Annotated in this window: 15 protein-coding genes; 7 read left to right on the top strand and 8 right to left on the bottom strand. The window is 53.2% G+C overall.

Annotated elements, in window-relative coordinates; genetic code table 11:
• Nucleotides 1-5: 5 nt before the first annotated feature.
• The 5 genes from GKC03_04815 to GKC03_04795 all read right to left on the bottom strand — a co-directional run bounded on the left by GKC03_04815 (nt 6) and on the right by GKC03_04795 (nt 4,186).
• On the bottom strand, nt 6-392 hold the full coding sequence (locus GKC03_04815; protein ID NYT11859.1) for a dinitrogenase iron-molybdenum cofactor biosynthesis protein: 387 nt from the start codon (nt 390-392) through the stop codon (nt 6-8).
• 72 nt (nt 393-464) lie between these two features.
• On the bottom strand, nt 465-1,298 hold the full coding sequence (locus tag GKC03_04810) for an Mrp/NBP35 family ATP-binding protein (protein ID NYT11858.1): 834 nt from the start codon (nt 1,296-1,298) through the stop codon (nt 465-467).
• 168 nt (nt 1,299-1,466) lie between these two features.
• On the bottom strand, nt 1,467-2,267 hold the full coding sequence (locus GKC03_04805) for a DUF1638 domain-containing protein (protein ID NYT11857.1): 801 nt from the start codon (nt 2,265-2,267) through the stop codon (nt 1,467-1,469).
• A gap of 129 nt (nt 2,268-2,396) precedes the next feature.
• The gene (locus GKC03_04800) at nt 2,397-3,557 is read right to left on the bottom strand and encodes a hypothetical protein (GenBank protein ID NYT11856.1); all 1,161 of its coding nucleotides are present in this window, start codon (nt 3,555-3,557) and stop codon (nt 2,397-2,399) included.
• A gap of 2 nt (nt 3,558-3,559) precedes the next feature.
• Nucleotides 3,560-4,186 carry a cobalamin-binding protein gene (locus GKC03_04795; protein ID NYT11855.1) on the bottom strand — a complete coding sequence of 209 codons (627 nt, stop codon included), beginning with the start codon at nt 4,184-4,186 and terminating at the stop codon, nt 3,560-3,562.
• 332 nt (nt 4,187-4,518) lie between these two features.
• Here GKC03_04795 and GKC03_04790 point away from each other — a divergent pair, with 332 nt between their 5' ends.
• The 3 genes from GKC03_04790 (at nt 4,519) to GKC03_04780 (ending at nt 9,766) form a co-directional block, all read left to right on the top strand.
• Entirely contained in the window at nt 4,519-5,688 is a 1,170-nt protein-coding gene (locus tag GKC03_04790; protein ID NYT11854.1) for a glycerol dehydrogenase, read from the top strand.
• Between the two features lie 181 nt (nt 5,689-5,869).
• Nucleotides 5,870-7,726, top strand: coding sequence for a DUF4445 domain-containing protein (locus GKC03_04785; protein ID NYT11853.1), 1,857 nt, complete (start codon nt 5,870-5,872; stop codon nt 7,724-7,726).
• A gap of 33 nt (nt 7,727-7,759) precedes the next feature.
• A complete protein-coding gene (locus GKC03_04780) occupies nt 7,760-9,766 on the top strand; it encodes a hydantoinase/oxoprolinase family protein (protein NYT11852.1) in 2,007 nt (668 codons plus the stop codon).
• Nucleotides 9,767-9,846: 80 nt separating this feature from the next.
• Here the strand turns inward: GKC03_04780 and GKC03_04775 are convergent, their stop codons facing one another.
• Nucleotides 9,847-10,476: a hypothetical protein gene (locus tag GKC03_04775; protein NYT11851.1), complete on the bottom strand. Its 630-nt coding sequence runs from the start codon at nt 10,474-10,476 to the stop codon at nt 9,847-9,849.
• Between the two features lie 268 nt (nt 10,477-10,744).
• On the opposite strand from GKC03_04775, the gene GKC03_04770 reads away from it, so the two are divergent.
• On the top strand, nt 10,745-12,502 hold the full coding sequence (locus GKC03_04770) for an aldehyde ferredoxin oxidoreductase (protein NYT11850.1): 1,758 nt from the start codon (nt 10,745-10,747) through the stop codon (nt 12,500-12,502).
• A gap of 55 nt (nt 12,503-12,557) precedes the next feature.
• Nucleotides 12,558-12,872, top strand: a complete 315-nt coding sequence (locus tag GKC03_04765; GenBank protein ID NYT11849.1) for a hypothetical protein — start codon at nt 12,558-12,560, stop codon at nt 12,870-12,872.
• A gap of 60 nt (nt 12,873-12,932) precedes the next feature.
• On the opposite strand, the gene GKC03_04760 is transcribed toward GKC03_04765, so the two are convergent.
• Together GKC03_04760 and GKC03_04755 are read right to left on the bottom strand one after the other, a co-directional pair.
• Nucleotides 12,933-13,070, bottom strand: a complete 138-nt coding sequence (locus GKC03_04760; protein ID NYT11848.1) for a hypothetical protein — start codon at nt 13,068-13,070, stop codon at nt 12,933-12,935.
• Nucleotides 13,071-13,207: 137 nt separating this feature from the next.
• Complete coding sequence (locus GKC03_04755) at nt 13,208-14,275, bottom strand: hypothetical protein (GenBank protein ID NYT11847.1); 1,068 nt, start codon at nt 14,273-14,275, stop codon at nt 13,208-13,210.
• Between the two features lie 216 nt (nt 14,276-14,491).
• On the opposite strand from GKC03_04755, the gene GKC03_04750 reads away from it, so the two are divergent.
• Both GKC03_04750 and nifJ read left to right on the top strand, forming a co-directional pair.
• Nucleotides 14,492-15,142, top strand: a complete 651-nt coding sequence (locus GKC03_04750) for an HAD family hydrolase (protein NYT11846.1) — start codon at nt 14,492-14,494, stop codon at nt 15,140-15,142.
• Between the two features lie 101 nt (nt 15,143-15,243).
• Nucleotides 15,244-18,810: a pyruvate:ferredoxin (flavodoxin) oxidoreductase gene (nifJ, locus tag GKC03_04745; protein NYT11845.1), complete on the top strand. Its 3,567-nt coding sequence runs from the start codon at nt 15,244-15,246 to the stop codon at nt 18,808-18,810.
• The last annotated feature ends 1 nt before the right edge of the window (nt 18,811 follow it).

The following is an 18,811-nucleotide window of genomic DNA, read 5'->3' as shown; positions in this document are numbered from 1 at the left end:
CAGTATCACATCCTTCCTCTTCCACCTCTCATTCCTGAGTGCGAGCCTGTAGTAGGGCCAGCGGTCGTCTCCTTGAGTGCGCCCGTTTTGAAAGCCTCCACCGTTCTTCTCACCGTCCCGGAAGCTCCGGTGAACATGCGAATCCCCGCCGCACTCAGAGCCTCGAAAGCGTTTGGTCCAATATTGCCGGTGGCCACTGCCTCAGCGCCTAGTCCAGCTACTGCCTGTGCGGCCTGGACACCAGCACCGCCTGCCGCGCCCACTCCCCCGTTCAAGACGGCCTCGAACTCCATGCTCACGGTGTCCACTATCAAGAAGTAGGCGCATCTTCCGAACCGGGGGTCGACCTCTGAATCGAGATCGTCGCCCTGTGATGTCACGCATAATTTCATGTTTGATTTCCTCCTTTCATCCCAGAAGTCCATTCCTGGGTAAAGAGGGGGCCAAGGGGCCCCCCCTCTTTCTTAATCATTCTTTTTCAGTTTGTCGGTGATCTTGTCCACGATTTCCATGAAGGCACTCGCTGCCTGAGAGCCAGAATCGTACAGCACGATAGGCATGCCATCGTCTCCTGAGTGTACTACCTTGGGATCTATTGGAACACCACCCAAGTAGGGAACGCCAAGTTCCTCAGCGGATCTCTTACCCCCTCCGATCTTGAACAGGTCAATGTGTTCTCCACAGTGAGGGCAGACCATGCCGCTCATGTTCTCGATTATTCCGATTACGGGCAGCTTGAGCGATCGTGAGAAGTTGACCGATTTCCTGGAATCGAGCAGTGCCACGTCCTGCGGGGTGGTCACGACGATGGAGCCATCAGCCTTTGGGATTAGCTGAGCGATGCTCAATGGCTCATCACCAGTACCTGGGGGAAGGTCTACTATGAGGTAGTCCAGATCACCCCATTTCACATCCCCAATGAACTGCCTTATAGCTCCCATCTTCATGGGTCCCCTCCAGATGATAGGGGCGTCTCTGTCCTGGAGGAGGAACGCCATGGACATCACCTTTAGGTGTGGGGGTACCTGAACAGGGTACAACCCTGTTTTATCTCCAGTAATGACGGCGTCCTCTATCTTGAGCATCTTTGGGATGTTGGGCCCGTGAATGTCCACGTCCATCAGACCCGTTTCATATCCCTTCATTGAAAGTGCGACCGCAAGGTTGGCGGCAACCGTGCTTTTTCCCACACCGCCCTTGCCGCTCATGACTATGATAACGTGCTTTATTCGCTTCAAATTGCTCAAGACCTTCAGGTCCTCTTCGTTAGCCATGGGTATTGTTGCTTCCTCTGCCATTTGCTTCAGCCTCTTCGTCTCGAATGATACATGACGCCTTTCAGCATTATCTCATCGACGTACATGTACGGGATAAAGAACGAGGGTCGATAGAAGGAAAGATAAAATAACGACAATGAGTAATCAGAATGATAATTGAACGGCTTCGATTGTGCCGTTCAAAATGTTTCAGGTGGATACTTCATCTTTGATAGTGGCCTTCGCCTTCTCGTAGGATTCCTTCACGAGGTCCAGATCTCCATTCATGTCCACCTTCTCGAGTTCGAATATCTCAGCGAACTCCACCGCTTGATCTTCGAACTTCTCGGCGTCATTCAATCCCGTGTCGATCTTGATGACCTTCGTGTATCCAGAGCTCTGGAGTACCATCTTGTAGAGGCTGATATCGTATCCCGGTGGAACCACCCTCGTTCTCACTGCCATCTCCCTCCAGACCTCCGCCCACATCGGTGTCAGAAAGAAAACACCCAGATCCCTGCTGACGATCTTCTGGTAAGCTTCTCTTCCACCTATGACAGCAGCGATGCAATCGTCCACGATCTCTCCCCTCGAATCCCTGAGTATGGTGACCGGCATCCCCGCTTCTTTGGATAGGCCGCCAATATCCTTGAGCGCGTTCCCGCATAGCCCGTAGAACAGCATGGCGGCATCGCAGGTTCCCCTGAGCTTCCGAATGGTCTCTATCATGTCCTTCTTCAGTATCTCGGGGCTCTCATGGAGCGCCATGTCCTTCATCCAGACAAGGATCGAGAACCCATCATTCTTGGGAAGTGATTGGAGTTCATCCTCGTTCAACAGCCCGATGGGAACCCCTTCAAGCCCGTCATTGAGTTTGGACAGTATGCTGTCATTCACCTCGTTCTCTATAACGAGGACGCTCTTGATACTGGAATCATGAGTAATGACGTGAACCATCTCGTCCTCCATGAGGAGGCAGCCGATGATAGCTAGTGTGCCGTTCTCTTCCACGAAATCACCTCCTGTAATTCGAAGGTCTTGCTCATATACCACAACATTTCGAATATCATGTTTTCGGCTCCACCTGGAATGTAAAAATTGAAAGGGAGGTTGACCTCCCTGAATTCGTTTCTTAATCCTTCACTGAGGTATCGGATACCTTCCGAACTCGTAGCAGGTGTCATACATCGCCACCGCGACCTCAGGTGCGGTCTCGGGCTCGATGTTGTGGGACGCTGCTGCGATGTATCCGCCACCCGGAGCCAGGATCTTCAGGTACTCCTTGGTGCCCTCGATGACCTCCTCCTTGGTGCCGAATGCCAGCATCCTCTGCTCGTCGATTCCGCCGTGCAGAACGATGTCCCTTCCGAACTCCTTCTTGAGCTTCGCCGGAGCCATATCCTTGGCCAGAGGTTGAATGGGGTTCAGTATGTCCACGCCGATGTCGATCAGATCAGGGATGAGCTGGTATACCGAGCCACATGAGTGCAGTTTGAGCTTGGCCTTGCTGTTCTTTTTTATGGTCTTGATCAGCTTGCCCATGTAGGGCTTGACGAATTCCTGGAACATCCTCGGTGGCATAAATGGCCCGTCCTGAGCTCCCATATCATCACCGATCAGGATCACATCGGGGTAGTCACCAAGCTTCCCCCAGTAGTTCTCTATCCACTGCACGTTCAGGTCCAGGATGTGCTCCATCATGGCGTGGTAGAATTCCGGGTTAACGATCATGTCGGACAGGAACTTATCGAATCCTGCGACGAACGCGTATGCGTGTCCCAGCATTCCCCAGTATCCGCAGAGAGCGTAAACCGACCAATCCGTATCCTCCTTGAGGTGCCTCAGGGTCTCCTCAGTGCCCTCTAAGTAGTATGGATCGTTGGGGTTCGCCCACTTGCCGTAATTCTGTATATCCTCGATGGTGGTCGCATTTCCCAGAGGGAAGTCGAAGGGGTTATACCAGTTGCCAAGGGGCTTGAATCTGATTCCATGCACAACGGTCATCGTTCCGTCCTCGTGGACGGTGATGGGTCCCTCGGCGTTCGGAGGGAAAACGTGCCTGAAATCAGAGTGCAATCTCTGATAGATCCTCTCATCAATATTGGCCACGCTGTTCAAGATGTAAGCCACAGCAGGCTTTTCATAATCAGTGACACCCAGATGTTCTGCCAGAGCACGATATCCATAGGGGCCTGCATCCAGTATTGTGGATATCAAGCCGCCAAAATCGATGGGTACTCGATCAGGCTCCTTGAATCTGCAGGTTGTCTCAACCCTCTCTCTTGGAGTCATCTCATCCATTTTTATGCCCCCATAGCTTTCTTGATCACAGTCACCGCCTCAAAAGCGTTCGGAGCGTACAGGTCACCGCCGATCTCCTTCATGTACGCGGCGTCTATTGGCGCTCCCCCGCCAATGACCTTCACGTTCTCCCTGACACCATCTTCATTCAACAGATCGACGGTGTTCTTCATATTAACCATGGTGGTCGTGATCAGGGTGGACATGCCCAAGACATCAGCGTCAGCGGACTTGATCGTGGAAGAGAATGATTCTGGCGTGACATCGTTTCCGAGATCAATCACGTTGAACCCGCTTACCTCCAATGCGACGCATACGAGGTTCTTCCCAAGATCGTGTATATCTCCCTCGACGGTTCCCATTACTGCGGTACCTATCTTCTTGTCAGTAGCCTTGAAATGGGGCCTTATCAAGTTCATAGCGATCTTGAAGGCGTTTGCGGCTACGATGACGTCAACGAGATACGCTTCCCCTTTGTCGTACTTCTCACCGATGATCTCCATTCCGGCTGCGAGACCTTTTTCAACGATCTCTGTGGGTTCTTTACCCGATTCGAGAGCTCCGTCAACAAGCACTGTGACTTTCTTGACATCACCAACCGCGGTTGCCTGTGCCAATTCTTCATACAAAGTTACTCCTCCGAGCCCTTTCACCTTATATGGGTTTGGGCTAAACTATTGTATAATAATCCCCTAAAAAAAGTTTACGTTATATCTGCCTTTCACTATTGTTAAAACGAACATTATCAAAACGATATTCGTAGACAACATCAAAACTAAAATCAATACCGAGTATTTAAATCTTCGAATTTCTCTGATTCACCAACTATTTACGGAGAATTCGACTCGTATCTGAAGTCATTCTACATTAAACTATAAATAAATCTTCTGACCAACAGCCATCGCGAACATCTGGTTCGAAGGAGAGAGAATCAATGGTAATGACTTATAGATTGAAAGAAATGGACTGGATAAAGCCCCAGCTTCCATTCGTTTGGAAGTCTCCGGCCATCTATGTTCAGGGTCCCGAGGCTTCGAAGGACACTGGTAAATACTGTGGACACCTTGGAAAGAAGGCGTTCATAATGGGTGGAACGACGGCGTTGAAGATTGCCGGCGAGAACGTCAGGAACAGCCTTGCCGAGAACGGCGTAGAGGTTGCTGATGAGTATCCAGGCGTTTGGTTGTGTTCCGACACCGAGAACAACAAGGTAACCGAGGCGGCCAAGGCATCCGAGGCCGACTTCATCGTTGGAGTCGGCGGGGGATCGATGTGCGATGTCGCCAGGAGAGTTGCCAACAATGTGGATATGGGCGGCAAGCTTGTTCTTGTTGGAACAGTCGCCTCCATGGCTGGTTTCACCAGCGCTCTCTCGGTCATATACAACGACGATCTGACATGGAACAGGTACGATCTCTATCCAGAGGACACTCACGCGGTAATCATGGATTCAAAGATCATCGCGGAAGGTCCAGTATCCCAGACCATAAACGGAATGGGAGACGCGATGTGCATCAAGTTCGAGATGGAGGCTTCCAAGCAGGCCGAGACGCCCACGCTTGTAGGGGGATATTCCACCGTCTCTTCCAGGCTAATCGCGAATGAGTGCTGGAACCAGCTGAGGGAGTTCGGTGTCCAGGCCTTGGCAGCCAACAGGCATAAGGTGGTCACACCTGCGCTCGAGAGGATTATCGAGACCAACACCCTTATGGCGGGTGTGGGATTCGAGAGCGGCGGCCTGGCTGGAGGACACGGAATTCACGATGGTCTGGTTGGAGCTGGATTGCTAGCCCTGCACCGCAAGGCGGACAGGCACATACCGCACGGTCAGGTGATATCGTTCACCACCATAACCCAGATGATCCTTGAGGACCGACCTTCGGAAGAGATCTGGGAGGCAATTGCCTGGGCAGACTCCGTCGGGCTGTCGATAACCTTCGAGGACCTGCTGGGCAAGGGAGTCTCACCGGATCTTGACCTGATCTGGGCTGGTGCCTGCAAGTCCTGCATGCAGGACAAGGTGCTATTGCTGGGAGCGACACCAGTGAGTCCTGCAAGGGTATACTCCGCTCTGATCACCGCGGATGAGCTAGGTACCAAGTACAGGGAAGAAATCAAGCCTAACTGGTGATTTCAAACCCCCCCTTTCCTTTTTTATTTATTTCCATCCGGTTTGGATTTTCACGCCCATAGAATTTCTGCGGTTTGTGTCAAATGCACGATGAAAACGCTCCATTAATGGCGTCATGCCGACGGGTAGATACTAAATAATAATATATTTCAGAGACTTGCGACAGATAGAGGTAATCAACATGCCCAAGGTACTGTTTGAACCATCCGGCCTATCGGTGATCACATCATCGGAGGCAGGTTCGCTCGCCGAGATCGCTGAGCACAACGGCATATCTCTGGAGATGGTCTGCGGTGGAAGGGGAAAATGCGGCAGGTGCAAGGTCATTATCAAGGAGAATGCGCCGCCAATAAACGAAGAGGACCGGGCTCACATCTCGGAGGAAGACCTTGGGCGAGGGATTAGACTCGCATGCCTTGTGACCGTTTCAGATGACATGGTGGTCGAGGTACCGGCAGAATCAATGAGAGGTGACCAGGTCATCCTCGAGGATTCAGCCATATCGATCGCAATGGAACCTGTTGTTCGCACCTTGAGATTGAGAGTACCCACAGCTTCTCTTGATAATCCCGTTGCTGACCTAGAGAGGTTCAACTTGGCGCTTGGGGAGAACGAAATCTCTACCAGATTGCCGTCCCCCCATGTGCTCAACTCCCTTTCAGCCAGTCTGAGGTCAGGCGAGGAGATCCTGGCCGTGGTTCGCCAAGGAGAGATACTTGGAGTTCTCCAAGAGGGGAACGAGGGAGTCAATGGATTGGCCGTGGATATCGGTACCACCACGGTCGTCGCGTACCTCATGGACCTTGAAACCGGTGAATGTCTTGCCGTCAGGTCCATGATGAATCCTCAGATCAAGTACGGCGATGATGTACTCTCAAGGATGACCTATGTCATGCGCAACGAGGGCGGGGCCGAGACCTTGCAGAACGTCATTTCTTCCGCGATAGAAAAGCTGGTTGGTGAATGCTGCAGGGAAGCAGGAAGATCCAGACAGAGCGTTTACGAGATGGTGATCGTGGGCAACACCGCCATGCACCATCTATTCTTCGGGCTCGATACATACGGGCTTGGACGCGCCCCCTACGTACCCGTTGTGGCGGAGCCCTTCGAGGTAAAGGCCAGCAGTCTTGGGATCAATCTCGCTCAGGAGAGCTACGCATATTCGCTTCCAAACGTGGCCGGATTCGTGGGCGCTGATCACATGAGCGTCCTCATAGCCTCTCGGATTTGGGAGAGTGAAGAGCCACGTATGGTCATCGATATCGGTACTAATGGCGAGATCTCAATTGGCAGCTCCAATGGAGTGGCAAGCACATCATGCGCGGCCGGTCCCGCTCTTGAGGGCGGGAACATCAAGCATGGTATGAGGGGCTCAAGTGGAGCCATAGATCATATCATCATAGGGGACGACCTTGAGGTAACAGTCTCCACCATCAACGGGGCCAAGGCCAAGGGTATATGCGGGTCCGCGGTGGTCGATGCCATAGCCGAGATGTTCCGGGCGGGCATCATTAACGAAAGGGGCAAGATAGACAGGGAACTGGATCATCCGCGAATATGCAATATCGACGGAGCGCTTCAATTCGTCCTTGCCCCAGAGAGCGAGTCGGCCAATGGGGAAGTGATCTCCATCACCCAGAAGGATATCGGAGAGGTCCTCAGTGCCAAGGCGGCAATGTACGTGGGAGCGGTCGCCCTCATGGAGGAGATGGGAATAACCCAGGATGAACTAGACAGCATACTGCTTGCTGGAGCCTTCGGCAATTACATCTCACCAAGGAGCGCGCTGTTCATGGGTATGCTGCCAGAGATTCCACTGGAACGGATAATACCGATCGGGAACGCAGCGGGTTCCGGCGCAAAGATCGCTCTTCTCAACCGCGGATCAAGGATGGAAGCTGAGCGGCTGGCTAAGAACATTAAGTACATCGAGCTGGCGGCTCGTTCCAATTTCCAGGAGCAGTTCTTCGAGGCTCTATTCCTCCCCCATTTCCGGGACGAGTTATTTCCAGGCGTAATATCTCAGCTGCGTCGTTGATCGTTCGATACTACTCACGAGGTGAATTGAAACATGAAATTTGGCCTGGGCATCGACACCGGTGGCACTTACACCGATTCAGTCATTCTTGACATGGGGACCGGAAATGTATTGAGCAAGGCGAAAGCACCAACCACCCGGGAAGATCTTTCAAAGGGAATCTCAAATTCCCTATCTCAGCTGGACAGGGATCTATTCCCTTGCATCAAGCTGGTCTCGCTGTCTTCCACACTTGCCACGAATTCCGTGGTAGAGGGAAAGGGATCAAGGGTAGCCCTGATCGCCATTGGTGAGGAATACAGCCTTTCGGTTCCAACCGAGAAGCGGATCAAGGTGAAGGGAAGGCATGACCTTGCGGGGGAGGAGACCGAACCTCTTGATGTCGATAAGGCCAAGGGGTTCATCCTCGAGGTAAGGGATTTCGTGGACGCGTTCGCCGTCTCGGGTTACTTGGGAGTGAGGAATCCAGAACACGAGGTCGAGACCAAAGAACTCATCAGCACCTTGACTCACCTTCCCGTGGTATGTGGTCACGAGCTTTCCACCGATCTTGGATTTCAAGAGAGAACATTGACAGCCGTTCTCAATGCCAGGCTGATACCAGTGATATCGGAACTGATCTCGTCAGCGAAATTGATACTGGAAGAGTTACAGATTCAAGCCCCCTTGATGATCATGAAGGGGGACGGATCGATTATGAGCGAGAAGGTGGCAAGGGAACGTCCCGTGGAAACGATACTGTCAGGGCCTGCGGCAAGCATCAACGGGGCCAAATATCTGACGGATGAGGAAGACGCGGTGATCATCGACATGGGCGGCACCACCACCGACATAGGGATTCTCAGAGACGGAATGCCCAGGCTGGACCCCGAGGGGGCCAGGATCGCCAACTGGAGGACAAGGGTGAGGGCCATAAGCGTCTCCACCGGAGGGATAGGCGGCGACAGCCGGATCGTGGTGAACCGAGGAAACATCCGACTCCTACCCAACAGGGTCATTCCCTTGTGTCATGCCTGTTCCATCTATCCCAGGATCCGAGAACGATTGGAGAAGTTGGATCTGGACGAGAAGTACTCGGATCCCACATACATCGACAAATCCAGGCTTTATCAACCGACGGATTTCCTGATCTTCAACAGGATACCCAAGAACTTCCGGCTGGGCAATGAGGACTGGCAGATCTTGAGTGTACTAGAAGAGGGACCAGGCCTCCTGACGGATCTCAAGGAGAGAACGGGGATACTTCCCTTCTCCTACAGCATCAGCCGTCTTGAGGAATATGGTGTCATCAGTCGGGTGGGATTGACCCCAACCGACATCCTTCACGTAGAAGGATCATATGTGATACACGATCCATCCGCATCGATATTGGCCGTGCGGTTCTATAGCGAGCGGCTGGGGACGAGTCCCAAAGAGTTCTGCACAATGGTGAAACAGAAGGTCATTGACGAGATTTCCAGGGAACTGTTGAGGAAGCTGGTGTACGAGGAGACGAGGGAGACATCCTACTGCCCGGTGGCGGATCATCTGGTTGAAATGATGGTCGCTGGAATGAGAGGACCGGACTACTCCTGCAGAATGGACCTCCATAAGAAGATCATCGGGATTGGCGCTCCAGTCGAGACATATCTCCCCTCGGTGGCAAGGAACATGGGAACCGAACTAATCGTTCCAGATCACAGCGAGGTCGGGAATGCGGTGGGCGCCATTACAGGGAGCATCATCGAGACCGTGGAGATACTGATCCAACCCAAGCCAGGAATGGCTGGGCTGGAGGATCCGCCATGCTCTGTGCATCTGCCCGGCGAAAAGAAGGACTTCGAAAGGCTCTCCCAGGCCATCGCGTACGCCAGGGAACTGGGAGAGGAGATCGTGGTCAGCAGGGCACGTCAATCAGGTGCCCACGGAATTGAGGTGTTCAAGGAGGAGGAGCCGATCGCGCTCTCTGGTCTGGAGAATGGGGATCGGGACCTACTGATACAGCTGAACATGGTCTTCAGATCAATAGGAAAGCCAATGCAGTTCTATGAGAGGGCGTAGATCGAACCTCAATAGTACGATGGACTCGAGTCGATTATCTAGAAAAGTGGTTGCGGTCGAGGATCAGGATACGAACAAGATCATTTGTGTTTGAAGAACGACTCCACGATATTCCTCTCGCCCCTCTGGAGGATCTCGTTCAGGGTCGATGGGGAGATATCCAGCTTCTGGGCGAGTTTTCTGATGGTGATCCTCCTGGGATATTCGTAGAATCCATTCTCCAGGGCGAACCTCATGATCTCCTCCTGCCTTTTGGTGATAACGTTCTGTCCACTTATCTTCGTGATGCTATTGATCTGGACAGTGCATCCCGAATCCTTCAGGCGGTCGACTAGCTTCGCCAGTGAGGAATTACCGCCGCTGGTCACGGTCCATTGCACCTTACCGTCAGGCATGCTCCTCGCCCGGGTCAGGAAGCACTCTGTTCCGGTCAATGCCCTGCACGCCACGCATTTATTGGTCACTATCGACCCCGAGATACGGCCGTCCCCGAATGTAGAAACATCGACCTTGCACACGCTGGGATGCTTCTTGATCTCCTCGATCATCTGGTCAGTAGTAGTGGGGTCTCCCTCTATCTCCACCAGTGACCTTCCGCCCGACTCACCGTAAGGCAAGCACTCTATGAACTTGATGGGGGTCGGGAACTTGCTCCCTACTACCTTCACCCAGTTATCGGGCATCTCCAGGGTAATCGAGGCCTCAATCATTCCAACGTAAATATATGGGACCACCTGATAAACATAACCATCTTACTCAAGCGGATTCTGAATAAATGATTGTTAAATAAGCGTATTATCGGGATTGACCCGAAATCCTTGCTCAAGATCCCTTACGAATCCAGCACCGCGTAATATTGCGATTGCCGTATTCAGATTTGCGTATTCTCTTAACTAGACTGCACTATTAAAATTACATCCGTCAAATAGCGATATGTTTCACTACGCATTTCGTAACATATTTGAATATGCTGAACGAATGATAACATTAGGTGAGAAGGTGGCTACCAAAATCTTAAGATTGGATATGACCGAGCTCAAGGCCACCATGGAGGATGTCCCCGACAAGTGGAAGAATCTTGGTGGAAGGGGGTTGACATCGTCCATAGTGGCTGAAGAGGTCCCAGCGGACTGCCATCCATTGGGACCGAACAACAAGCTCGTTCTAGCACCTGGTATAGTTACTGGTACGAAGGCACCGACTTCTGGTAGACTATCGGTTGGGGGAAAATCGCCCCTGACGGGGGGAATTAAGGAGGCTAACGCGGGAACCAGCTTCGCGCAGAAGGTGGCCCGACTTGGGCTCAAGGCCATAGTGGTCGAAGGACATCGCAAGAAAGATGACTACTTCATGGTCAACATACTCAAGGATGAGATCGAGTTCCACGATGCTACCATTTGGTCGAACATGGGACTGTATAAGGCGTACGATGATATTCGCGCACGATTCGGTGTCGATGTGGGCATCTGCGCCTGCGGCATAGCCGGTGAAATGGGAGGAGCGGGGGCCGGAGTGGCTTTCAACGACCCAGAGGGAATGCCCTCGAGGTACGCGGGAAGAGGAGGACTTGGAGCTGTAATGGCCGCCCGCGGTCTGAAGTTCATCGTAATCGATGATTCTGGCGGGCCGGGGGTGAAAATGGCCGACGAGGAGGTCTTCAAGATCGGGACCAAGAAGCTGACCAATGCTCTTACCTCGCATGACATCACCAAGAAGGGTGGTACCCTCAATACCTATGGAACATCCGCCCTTGTGAATGTCATCAATGAAGCTGGAGCGTTACCCCACCGCAACTTCTCCGCCGGATACGATGACATGGCACCAATGGTGTCTGGAGAGAAGAAGGCCGAGGTCATCAAGGCCAGAGGAGGAGAGAGGCCGCACGCCTGCAGCCCAGGTTGCATCATCCGATGTTCTGAAGTATGGGTGAAGCAGGGTGGCGTCGATCCAGTTGGCGTTCTCGAGTACGAGTCCGTGTGGGCTCTGGGGCCGAACTGCGGCATCTACGACCTAGACGACGTGGGAGAGCTGAACAGAGCATGCAACGATTTGGGCTTGGACACTATCGAGATGGGTGACACAATGGGTGTGGCCATGGAAGGAGGTCTCGCAGACTTCGGCGACGGCAAGAAGGCCATCAAGCTGATGAAGGAGATCGAGAATAAGACCGCAACCGGGCGCCTGCTGGCTAACGGATGTGCTTTTGCGGGACAGGCCTTCGGCGTTCACAGGGTCCCAGCGGTGAAGGGTCAGGGGCTGCCCGCCTACGACCCCAGGCCGATCAAGGGAATCGGTGTGACCTACGCCACGACTCCCATGGGTGCGGACCACACGGCTGGATATGCGATAGCTCCAGAGATCCTTGGCGTGGGGGGTAAACTAGATCCCTTGGACAAGAAGAAGGGACAGCTATCAAGGAACTTCCAGAATTACACCGCCTTCATCGACTCTTCGGGATACTGCCTGTTCACGACCTTCGCGACCGTGGACATACCCGAGGGATTTGATGGTATTGTGGAATCCTGCAACGGAGTGCTGGGAACAAAATGGTCCGCAGACGACGCGATCGCCCTCGGTTCCAAGATAGTGCTCTTGGAGAGGGACTTCAACATCAGAGCGGGATTCTCCAACGAGGACGACAGGCTCCCCGAGTTCTTCAGGATCGAACCGTTGCCTCCGTCGAACGAGGTCTACGACGTCCCAGATGAAGAGCTGGACAGTGTGTTCGGGAAGTGAATCACTTACCCCAAACCCTTTCCCCTTTAAATTTATTAAAGAAAGAGGATTCACCATGACCGTGCAGGTTAGGCTTTTCGGGAATCTCAAGGGCAAAGCACCTAAGCTAGATGATAGCGGATACGTGGGCATTGTGGAAATGCCCATTGACGACATTGAAACGATCAATGACATACTGGGGATACTCAAGGTCGACGAGATGGAGACCAGCCACATATTCCTCAACCATGAGTACACGGAATTGAGTTCATCGGTAAAAGATGGTGACAAGGTGGGGATCTTCCCACGAGACATGGCCCTCCTCTACCGCTGGTACTTCAAGGGGGGAATCAAGCGCTCCTACGCAACTGGCGAGAAGGCCAGAAAATGATCCTCGTGGAATTCCTCGGTACCAATTCCATCTGATCTAGCTGCAAATTCAATAAGATGATCAGAGAAAAAGCTCTAGGACCATCTGGACGGTCAGCACCAGGGCTACGCATACTGAGGCACAGATCAATCCCAGGAACATCAGTATTCCGGTGCTCATTGCGGTATTCGCGAATTTCATCCTTTGGTCACGGTTCAACAGATCGATCCGCTCCGATTTGATTTTGAAGCACGCAGAATCCAATCCCAGTATAAGAGGATTTCCTGATATTCTTTGACACAGAGGGTCGATCAAGGAATCATGAATCCTAGCGGATATAGGCGATTCTCTCGCAATCATTTCATCCTGTAGGTGGGATTCGGTGCTGCGGGAGAGAAGAAATCCTCCTTATCGAGTTCAAAGATCAATCCGAACCTTTCGGCTGCGTGGTCAACCGCCTGGTTCACGATCATCCTGAGGATCTGAGGATCAGTGGCGATCCGGGCATTGATGGTCATCCTGGCCTCGCCTGAAGCGAATCTAGAGCCCGCTACGGCGTCGATAGAGACACGCCCCATCACCGCGCTCATCTTTGCCGCGTTCGATTCGGAGGCAAGCATGATCTTGGCGTGGGCAACATCCTCCACCGGGAATTTCGACGAAATATCTTCGAGCAGCTCCCGACATAGCAGGTATGCATCCAACCTCTCCACCTTCGCAAGGAAGGTCCCATTATACCAGCCCAGCTCCGCCTCCGCCTCGGCATATACATGGTAATCAATTTCCCGAGGGTCAATGCGACTTTCCTCCTCCGATAGCGCCAAGGAGAGAATAGCATCAAGGCCATCCTCCGCACCAGATGAATAGAGGAATACCTTCGCCTTGGGATTGATCTCGTTGACCATGGAAGATACTCTTTCGAGATCCCCTTTGTCAACAAGATCTACTTTGGACAGGACCACATACTCAGCCTCCGAGATCTGGTGTTGCCTTAGGTATCCTCCCAGGGAATTGTCATTCATCCTGTTTCTGACGGCCCTATCGGCATCCACCATGATGATCAAGGGAGCCACCTGGAACTCGTTTCCGTAGACCCGCTTGAGCGGTGCGGCTACCGTCGCCATGAGGTCCGTGCAGCTGCCTACTGGCTCCGCAAATATCAGCGTAGGGCCCTCATTTTTCACCAGTTCCCTAGCGTTCTCAAGGAAATCCGGGAATCGACAGCAGAAGCATCCTCCGGCGACCTCGCAGCAGTCCAGCCCTAGCTCTTTGGAGTACTGGGTGTCCACCAGGGAATCGACATGATCGTTCATGATTATCCCAACCTTCATGTCCTGATCCATCAGCTTCTTCGCCATCTTGGTTATCAGGGTGGTTTTTCCGGCTCCAAGGAAGCCTCCGATTATCTGGATACGAACAGGCAAATCATCACCAAGCAGCGCTAATTCGGATCGCTCTCTCTGTCAAATGAACTGTTGATAGATAAAACCATTATTCAATTCCAGAATCAATCAATCAGATCAACAGATTGCGATCTGTTGCGCCACCTTCATTTTTCAACATCAGGATGGAACAACGTCCGACACGGGAAGGGCTGCTCCCCAACAGATATAAGTGATATTTGGGCTAAGGGGCAGGTGATGAGGTACAAGGTGATCTCCTTCGATGCCGACGGAACACTCGTCGATCATCAGTTCAGTCACATCGTGTGGTTCGAGAAGATCCCAGAACGGTACGCTGAGAAGAACGGACTTGGGATCGATGATGCTCGAAGTGAACTGTTTAGGCAGTTCGGTACGGTGGGAGATGAGAATCCAGATTGGTTCAGCCTTGATTACTGGTTCCATCGCCTTGGTCTGGGAGATACCTCCTCCTTCCTGGAGGAAATCAAAGGTCTGGAAATACTCTATCCGGAGGTGGAAGAGGTGCTCGAGATGCTTGGGGCTGAACACCGCCTTATCGTCACCTCCAACGCTCCCAAAGAGTTCCTGGACATCGAGCTGAAATCCATCGAGGATAGGTTTGACCAGATATTCTCAGTTCCATCTCACCTCCGCATGGTCAAGAAGGATCCAAGATCGTATCAGAAGGTGTGCTCCCTTCTTGGAGTGGAGGCTGGAGAGGTCGTCCATGTCGGGGACAGGTGGTTCGATGATGTAGACTCGCCATCGAAGGCTGGAATCACAGCTGTTCATCTTGACCGGGAAGATCAAGGGAATAGTGACTCAGTCGTTAATCTAAAAGAGTTCGGCAAGAGGGTCCTTGAACTCGAAGGGAATGGATTCCAGTAATCCAATTGCTGTTGTCGGTCCATCGTGAGTCCCCCCTCTTTTCAATGCCAGGAAAAGGTTAAAGCCTACCCTACTGCCATGTTCACGATGGAGATGAAATCATGGATAAGAGATCTGAGGCCCTGGATGGCAATACCGCTGCTGCCAGGGTCGCGCATGCCTGCAACGAAGTGATCGCCATATATCCTATCACTCCATCGAGTTCAATGGGCGAGATCGCCGACGAGCTATCGGCCGAGAGGGAGGAGAACATCTGGGGAGTCGTGCCCGACGTGGTCGAGCTCCAATCGGAGGCGGGTGCCTCAGCCACCATCCACGGGGCCTTGGCATCGGGAGCGCTGGCAACCACCTTCACGGCCAGCCAGGGGCTCTTGCTGATGATTCCCAACATGCACAAGATCGCCGGCGAGCTGCTGCCCACGGTCTTCCATGTGGCCGCAAGGTCGCTGGCCTGTCAAGCTTTGTCAATATTCGGTGATCATTCGGATGTGATGAACTGCCGAACCACAGGTTTCTGCATGCTATCCTCAGGAAGCGTCCAGGAGGTTCAGGACTTGGCGATGATCGCCACCGCTGCCAGTTTAGAGGCGAGTTTGCCCTTCATCCACTTCTTCGACGGGTTCAGGACCAGCCACGAAGTGCAGAAGATAGAGATCCTGGAAAAGGACGACATCAGGGAGATGATCGATCAGCAGGCCGCCCTCCGGCATCGGAACAGGGGCCTTTCTCCAGACCACCCGATGATAAGCGGGACCAGTCAGAACCCTGACGTATACTTCCAGGGACGGGAGACGGTCAACCTCTACTACCAGAGGGTTTCGGAGATAGTTGAGAGGTGCATGAAGAGGTTCGAGCAACTCACCGGTAGATCGTATCAACCTTTCCGCTACTTCGGGGCGGACGATGCGGAGCGGGTGATCGTGATCATGGGTTCTGCTGGAGAGACCACCAAGGAGGTGGTGAACCTCCTTAAATCGAGGGGTGAGAAGGTGGCCGTGGTGATCGTTCACCTGTACCGACCGTTCAGCGTCGAGCATCTGGCTAATATTCTTCCGACATCGGTCAAGAAGATCGCCGTACTGGATCGCACCAAGGAACCGGGAAGCCTGGGCGAGCCGCTTTACCTGGATGTTGTAGCGGCTGTAGATGAGATGCTGGAAAAAGGGATCAGCAGCTTCGAGACCAGACCGCTGATCATCGGGGGAAGGTATGGCCTCTCGTCCAAGGACTTCAGCCCGGGAATGGTGAAGGCGGTGTTCGACAACCTGGCCCAGGATGATCCCAAGGACCATTTCACGGTGGGAATAAGAGATGATGTGAGCCACACTAGCCTCGATTGGGACGAAAGCATCACCGAGGTCTGTGGAATGGGATATCAGGCCATGTTCTGGGGGCTTGGCTCGGATGGCACCGTGAGCGCGAACAAGAGCACCATCAAGATCATTGGAGAGGCGACGGACAAGTACGCCCAGGGTTACTTCGAATACGACTCGAAGAAGGCCGGCAACAGGACCACCAGCCATGTTCGTTTCTCCGACATGCCAATACTCAGCACTTATCTCTGCCAATCGGTAGACTTCGTGGGATGCCACAACTGGTCCTTCATCGAGAAGTACGACATGCTCAGGTTCCTGAAGAAGGGAGGCACCTTCCTTCTGAACTCCCCCTACGGGCCCGATGAGGTGTGGGACCGGCTGCCTTTCAAAGTGCAGTGCCAGATAATCGAGAGGGAAGCGAACTTCTACATACTGGACGCCACCGACCTGGCAAGGGAACTGTACCTGGGGGTGAGGATCAACACCATCATGCAGACGGCCTTCTTCAGGCTTGCAGGAATCATTCCCATGGATGAGGCTTCGAGCCTGATCAAGAAGAACATTGAGGCGGCGTACGGCCGCAAGGGAAAAGAGATCCTTGACAGGAACTACCAGGCAGTCGACCGTGCCTTGGAAGGTCTAAGTAAAGTGGAGTACAAGACCAAGAATTACTGCAGCATTATCCAGATCCCTCCCACTGTTCCTGATGACGCTCCCGATTTCGTCAAGGACATCACGGCCAAGATGATCAGCCTACAAGGCAACGAGATCCCGGTATCATTGATGCCCCCGGACGGCAAGTGGCCTTCCGCCACCTCGCAGTTCGAGAAGAGAAACATCGCCATCGAAATCCCGTTCTGGAGGCCTGAACTATGCATACAGTGCGGCCGTTGCTCGCTCGTCTGCCCTCACGCCACCATCCGGACGAAGGCCTATGATCCTGGGATACTGGAAAAGGCACCACCCACCTTCAAGTCCGTGGACGCAAAAGGAAAAGCGTTCCAGGGGATGAGGTACACGGTACAGGTCGCACCGGAGGACTGCACCGGTTGCGGGGTATGCAGGGAAGTGTGTCCTGGAAAGGATCCGGAGGACGGCGAGAGGAAGGCGCTCTACATGCATGACGCCTTCGAGTTGAGAGCGGAGGAGAGGAAGAACTGGTCCTTCTTCCTTGATATACCGGAGGTGCCTCAGGATCTGTTCAACAAGGGCACCGTCAAAGGATCGCAGTTCCTCCGACCGCTGTTCGAGTTCAGTGGCTCCTGCGCTGGATGTGGTGAGACTCCCTACGTGAAGTTGATAACTCAGCTCTTCGGCGACCGTATGCTCGTGGCCAACGCGACAGGCTGCTCGTCCATTTACGGAGGCAACTTGCCCACAACGCCGTACTGCAAGAACTCCGACGGATTGGGTCCCGCGTGGACAAACAGCCTCTTCGAGGACGCGGCGGAGATCGGATTCGGTTTCAGGATGACCTGCGACCACCTGGAGCACGCGGCCAGGGAGTATCTCGCAACGGTCCCTTACCTCCCCAACAAGATGAAAGGCGAGATACTGGACGCTGATCAATCCAGCGATATGCTGGTGCAGAAGCAGAGGGACAGAGTTAGGGAGCTCAAATCCCTGGCGGAGAAGAAAAAGGACGATAGGATGCTCTCCCTCGCAGACCACTTGGTCCGAAAGTCGGTGTGGGTGTTCGGTGGGGACGGCTGGGCCTATGATATTGGATTTGGGGGGCTTGATCATATACTCGCCTCCGGGAAGAACGTGAACATGCTCGTGCTCGACACAGAGGTGTATTCGAACACAGGTGGGCAGATGTCAAAATCCACTTCGAGAGGAGGAACGGCCAAGTTCGCCTACGCCGGCAAGTCGATGCCCAAGAAGGATCTTGGATTGATGTTCCAGACCTATGGGTACGTCTACGTTGCGCAGGTCGCGCTGGGCGCCAATCCAGCTCAGGCGGTGAAGGCGATCATCGAGGCCGAGAGCTTCGACGGACCGAGCATGGTGATCTGCTACAGTCCCTGCATAGCCCATGGAATCAACATGACCCGTCAGCTGGAGGAGCAGGAGAAGGCGGTCGCATCGGGACACTGGCTTCTGTACCGCTTCGACCCCAGGAGAGCTGAGGAAGGTCTCAACCCTCTTCAGATAGACTCCAAGGAGCCCTCAATTCCTGTGAAGGAGTACATGTACTCGGAGAACAGGTACCGCATACTGAAGTCTATGGACCCTGCCAGGGCGGAGGAGATGGCCCTGCTGGCACAGCAGGACGTCGACAGGAGATGGAATCTCTACAAGCAGATGTCCGAGATGGATTACGGCTGGTCGAAGAAGAAAAGGGGCTGAA

It is taken from the genome of Methanomassiliicoccales archaeon (assembly GCA_013415695.1).
In the GTDB taxonomy this organism is placed as follows: domain Archaea; phylum Thermoplasmatota; class Thermoplasmata; order Methanomassiliicoccales; family JAAEEP01; genus JAAEEP01.
This window is presented reverse-complemented; position numbering and strand designations above follow the sequence as displayed.

Excerpts from the sequence above, each read along its gene's own strand:
- GKC03_04815 (NYT11859.1), bottom strand. The coding sequence starts at position 392 with ATGAAATTATGCGTGACATCACAGGGCGACGATCTCGATTCAGAGGTC.
- GKC03_04810 (NYT11858.1), bottom strand. The coding sequence starts at position 1,298 with ATGGCAGAGGAAGCAACAATACCCATGGCTAACGAAGAGGACCTGAAG.
- GKC03_04800 (NYT11856.1), bottom strand. The coding sequence starts at position 3,557 with ATGGATGAGATGACTCCAAGAGAGAGGGTTGAGACAACCTGCAGATTC.
- GKC03_04790 (NYT11854.1), top strand. The coding sequence starts at position 4,519 with ATGGACTGGATAAAGCCCCAGCTTCCATTCGTTTGGAAGTCTCCGGCC.
- GKC03_04785 (NYT11853.1), top strand. The coding sequence starts at position 5,870 with ATGCCCAAGGTACTGTTTGAACCATCCGGCCTATCGGTGATCACATCA.
- GKC03_04780 (NYT11852.1), top strand. The coding sequence starts at position 7,760 with ATGAAATTTGGCCTGGGCATCGACACCGGTGGCACTTACACCGATTCA.
- GKC03_04775 (NYT11851.1), bottom strand. The coding sequence starts at position 10,476 with ATGATTGAGGCCTCGATTACCCTGGAGATGCCCGATAACTGGGTGAAG.
- GKC03_04770 (NYT11850.1), top strand. The coding sequence starts at position 10,745 with ATGATAACATTAGGTGAGAAGGTGGCTACCAAAATCTTAAGATTGGAT.
- GKC03_04765 (NYT11849.1), top strand. The coding sequence starts at position 12,558 with ATGACCGTGCAGGTTAGGCTTTTCGGGAATCTCAAGGGCAAAGCACCT.
- GKC03_04750 (NYT11846.1), top strand. The coding sequence starts at position 14,492 with ATGAGGTACAAGGTGATCTCCTTCGATGCCGACGGAACACTCGTCGAT.
- nifJ (NYT11845.1), top strand. The coding sequence starts at position 15,244 with ATGGATAAGAGATCTGAGGCCCTGGATGGCAATACCGCTGCTGCCAGG.